Here is a 4481-nt window from a genome sequence, read left to right as displayed (position 1 = left end):
GTGTCAGGTGTCAGGTGTCAGGTGTCAGGTGTCAGGTGTCAGGTGTCAGGTGTCAGGTGTCAGGTGTCAGCAGATTCAATCAAAGAAAACAGTCAACAGCCACACTATTTTCTTATTGGATAAACCTAATGGTTTTAAATAAATCGACTCTAAATAGCAGGTAATGACAAACATTTAACTGATGCTGTGGGGGGCATGTTGCCATACCAGAGTTGCGCACTCGCCATGCTTATCTATCAATGCCACCCCTGAGGTCGCAAAAAGAGGCGGATCGATACCGGCAACCAATTCACTCACCATATAACCCAACAAGGGCATGTGAGCAATCACTAACACCTTGTCTGCCTTATATTGCTCGGCGTACGCCAAGGTGAGATCTGCAGCAGTGATAGGGGTCCCCGATGGAACCAATTCATCGAGCACGACCCACTTTCTAGGCTCGGGAAAGTGTTTGCTGACTTCTTGCCAACTTTGCTGTGCTCTCAAATAGGGGCTGACAAGCACCAGATCGAACTCAAGCACAGATTTGGCCAGCCAGTTACTCATTAAAGAGGTGTGATACCGGCCCGTATCGGTCAGGGTTCGTTCTCTGTCTGAGTGAGCTTGATAACTCGCTTCACCATGACGCATTAAAAATAGCTGCATACCACTCTCGCTACTCATTTTTATCGTTATATGCCAATTGTAGCCGCAAAAGTCATCGGCACAAACCCTATTTAAGTTATTAATTAGTCGAATAGACTTAGGATCTCTATATCTTTCAAAATTGAGACTCTAGATGGAGAATATTTAACCTCTATAGAGACTTGCTAAAGCCGGATAAGGAGACCAAAATGTACTACTCGCTTTTTATTTCTGATAAATAGCTAGTATTTTCCCAATGATACCTCATAGTTAACCTAGTAATTTGAGACTAGTTATTTAAGCCTAGTCATTTAAGCTTAGTTAAGTCAATCAGACGGAGTCTTCTACTTGTCAGAATCCTTGCAAATCATCAAAAGTCCAAATGATCTCCGTCGCTATCAGCACCTAGTACTCGACAATGGTCTGCGTGTACTCCTAGTTGCAGATATGGAAGCCAGCCAAGCCGCTGCCTCTATGGTGGTCAATGTGGGTCATTTCGATGATCCTGTTGAGCGGGCTGGCATGGCACATTTTCTCGAGCATATGCTGTTCTTGGGCACAGAAAAATTCCCTGACTCAGGCGAGTATCATGCATTTATCAATCGGCATGGCGGCAACAATAACGCCTGGACTGGTACTGAACACACCAATTTCTTCTTCAGTATTAATGCCGATGTTTATGAGGACTCGTTAGATAGGTTCAGCCAGTTTTTTATCGCCCCCTTGTTTAACGAAGAGCTTGTTGATCGTGAGCGACATGCCATAGAGTCTGAATTTAGTTTAAAGCTTAAGGATGACATTCGTCGAACCTATCAAGTGCAGAAAGAGACGGTCAATCCAGAGCATCCTTTCTCAAAGTTTTCTGTGGGCAATTTGAAAACACTCTGCGGCGAAGAATCCATCCTCAGAGAGGAGCTAGTCGAGTTTTATCGCAGCCATTACAGTGCGAATATCATGACTCTGTGTCTGGTAGGCCCCATGCCGCTAGATGAACTTAAATTATTGGCAGAGCAATATTTCAGCAAAGTAAACAATCACCAACTTGAGAAGCACTACCCGACGGTACCTATTTATCAACAAGAGCAACTGACAACCCAGCTGCATATCATCCCGCTCAAAGAACAGAAGCGCGTGGCGATCACGTTCAACTTGCCGGCCATAGATCCTTTCTACAAACACAAGCCACTGACCTTTATCAGCCATTTACTGGGTTATGAAGGTAATGGTAGCCTTCTCTCTTACCTGAAAGAACAAGGGTTTGCTATCAACCTATCTGCCGGGGGGGGAGTCAATGGCTATAACTTTAAAGATTACAACATCAGTATTCAGCTTACGGAGAAAGGACTCACTCACCTGGATACGGTCATTCGCTGCGCTTTTGAATATATCGAACTCATTAAAACCCAAGGCCTAGAAGACTGGCGCTATCAAGAACGGGCAAATCTACTCAAGCTGGCATTTAGATATCAAGAGCAGATCCGAACATTAGATCTGGCCAGCCACCTCAGCATCAATATGCATCATTATGAGGTGGAAGATTTGGTTTATGGTGATTATAAGATGGATAGCCTAAATATTAAGGAAACCTTAGGCTTACTGCAACAGATGACACCCTCGAATATGCGCATCCAGATCATAGCACCGGAATTAGATACGGATCGGCAAGCTGCCTGGTACCATACGCCATATCAGATCAAACCCATTGCAGATGCAAGGCTCAAATCCTGGAGTCATGTTCAAATCAGACCTGAGCTCAAGCTACCGACCGCGAATCCATTTATCATATCCGACTCCATTGCTCGCCCCGAAAAGAGTCAAAATAAGACCCCTGTTATCGTGTCCCAAGAGGAAGGTTATCGGATCTGGCACCGTAAAGATGATGAGTTCAATGTCCCTAAGGGACATATGTATCTATCACTTGATTCAGAACATGCTGCATCGTCTGCCCGAAATGCCGCGCTAACTAGGCTCTACGTTGAGATGTTGCTCGACTACCTGGTTGAATATACCTATCAAGCCGAAGTGGCTGGGCTAAGTTACAACATCTATCCTCACCAAGGTGGTATCACCTTACATCTGACAGGCTTTACCGGTAAACAAGAAGCGCTATTATCGCTATTAATCAATAAAGCCAGAGAACGAAATTTTACTCAAAATCGATTTAATTCAATTAAACGTCAAATTTTGAGAAATTGGTATAATCAAACCAGAGCTAAGCCAATCTCACAGCTCTTCACTAGTTTAACGGTGACGCTGCAAAAACGCAGTTATGAGCCATCGCGCATGGCTGAAGAGTTAGAAGAGATAACCTTAGAAGATCTACATGACCACGTCAGAAAATTCTATGAGAAAATCCACCTCGAAGGCCTAGTCTACGGCGATTGGCTGGTCGAAGAAGTTAAGACATTAGGCAAGCGACTCGATCATATCCTCTCCTTGGTTTCATCACCCAGCGGGGGATCGGAACGAGAACTAGTTAACCTGTCGGGTAAGGGCACGCTTCTACGTGAAATTACCGCGTCTCACCAAGACAGCAGCATCATCATCTACTATCAAGCTTCTGAATCGAATCCTGAGACCATGGCCCTATTCAGTTTATTGAATCACACCATGTCTTCAACTTTCTTTCACGAACTCAGAACCAAGAGACAGCTGGGCTATATGGTAGGTACGGGCTACTTACCCCTTAATCGCTATCCAGGGATCATATTCTATATCCAGTCACCAACATCTAGCCCTCTGCAGCTGTTAGAAGCCATTGACGAGTTTATTGCCGACTTTAACTACGCCGTGATGCAGATCACGAATCAACAGTGGGAACTCACTAAACAAGGGCTTATCAACCAAGTCATGGAGCACGATGCCAACCTTAAGACTCGAGGCCAGCGCTATTGGACTAGCATTGGCAATAAGGATTATAATTTTAACCAACGAGAACTCGTCGTGAAAGAGATTGAAAAGCTGACTCGCGCCGATGTGATCAAGTTTATGATGCAAAAAATGCGTAACAAACTCTGTGATCGCCTAGTGCTGTTCACCACAGGCGACAATCACAGACATGAAGAGCGCCTAAGCTCAGACAAGATGATCACCGACTTACGCAGCTTTAAGCTTCAAGCGAATAAATTCAGCTATTAATCTCTAAAAATCAGGCAATTTACATTTAGCCGTTTAGGTTTAATCCTGTATCTAGCTATTGAGATACAAGCTAAATTAAGAACGAAACTAAAAACTAAACTCATTCGACTCGGCTCTGACTTGTGATAGAAATTGAACTGTCACATTCAGAGCCCTGAACAAATCCCGCCTCTCCAGCAAACTATGCGGGAATTCCCAACAAATTTTAGAAGTCCAATAAACACCCTATTTTCAGTCAAATAACCTAAATACTCAGAACAATCTAGCTTTTATGGTCAAACAAAGGGGTTTACTAGGCATAAAACAACAGCCAAGCATTAATCAATAATGATTATCACTAAACAATTTCTCTTCAAATTTTGACAAAGTCTTCACTTTCTGAAAAAGTGAGGTTAAATCCCTGTTGCCTAAGCATTACTGGCTAATAATCAAACTAAAAATGATGCCAAACGCGATGATGAAAACAATCACCCCCCTCCTACTGGCCCTCTGTTTTTTCGGCCAGGCGCACGCTATTGATAAAATACCTCAATCAAGCAGTACAATACCTGTAGAACAGAAACAAGCTGCCATCCTCCTAAATGCCGACACTTACAGTGTCCCCGAGGGCTTGTCACAAAGCACAGTAACATCACTAGTAGAAGATAAAGATGGATATGTCTGGATAGGGACACTTAACGGTCTTAATCGTTTTGATGGCAAAGAGTTCAAACATTACT

General features: G+C 43.5%; 3 protein-coding genes. 2 read left to right on the top strand and 1 reads right to left on the bottom strand.

Features of this window, described 5'->3' with window-relative positions; translation table 11 throughout:
• Positions 1-174: 174 nt before the first annotated feature.
• Positions 175-645, bottom strand: a complete 471-nt coding sequence (gene sixA / locus HRU42_RS20725) for a phosphohistidine phosphatase SixA (RefSeq protein ID WP_295033945.1) — start codon at positions 643-645, stop codon at positions 175-177.
• A 327-nt stretch (positions 646-972) separates the two neighbouring features.
• Here sixA and HRU42_RS20720 point away from each other — a divergent pair, with 327 nt between their 5' ends.
• Positions 973-3762 carry an insulinase family protein gene (locus HRU42_RS20720; RefSeq protein WP_295033943.1) on the top strand — a complete coding sequence of 930 codons (2790 nt, stop codon included), beginning with the start codon at positions 973-975 and terminating at the stop codon, positions 3760-3762.
• A gap of 403 nt (positions 3763-4165) precedes the next feature.
• On the top strand, positions 4166-4481 hold a 316-nt coding region (locus HRU42_RS20715; RefSeq protein ID WP_295033941.1), incomplete at its 3' end, for a two-component regulator propeller domain-containing protein.

This window comes from Shewanella sp. (assembly GCF_013214165.1).
Lineage (GTDB): Bacteria > Pseudomonadota > Gammaproteobacteria > Enterobacterales > Shewanellaceae > Shewanella.
This window is presented reverse-complemented; position numbering and strand designations above follow the sequence as displayed.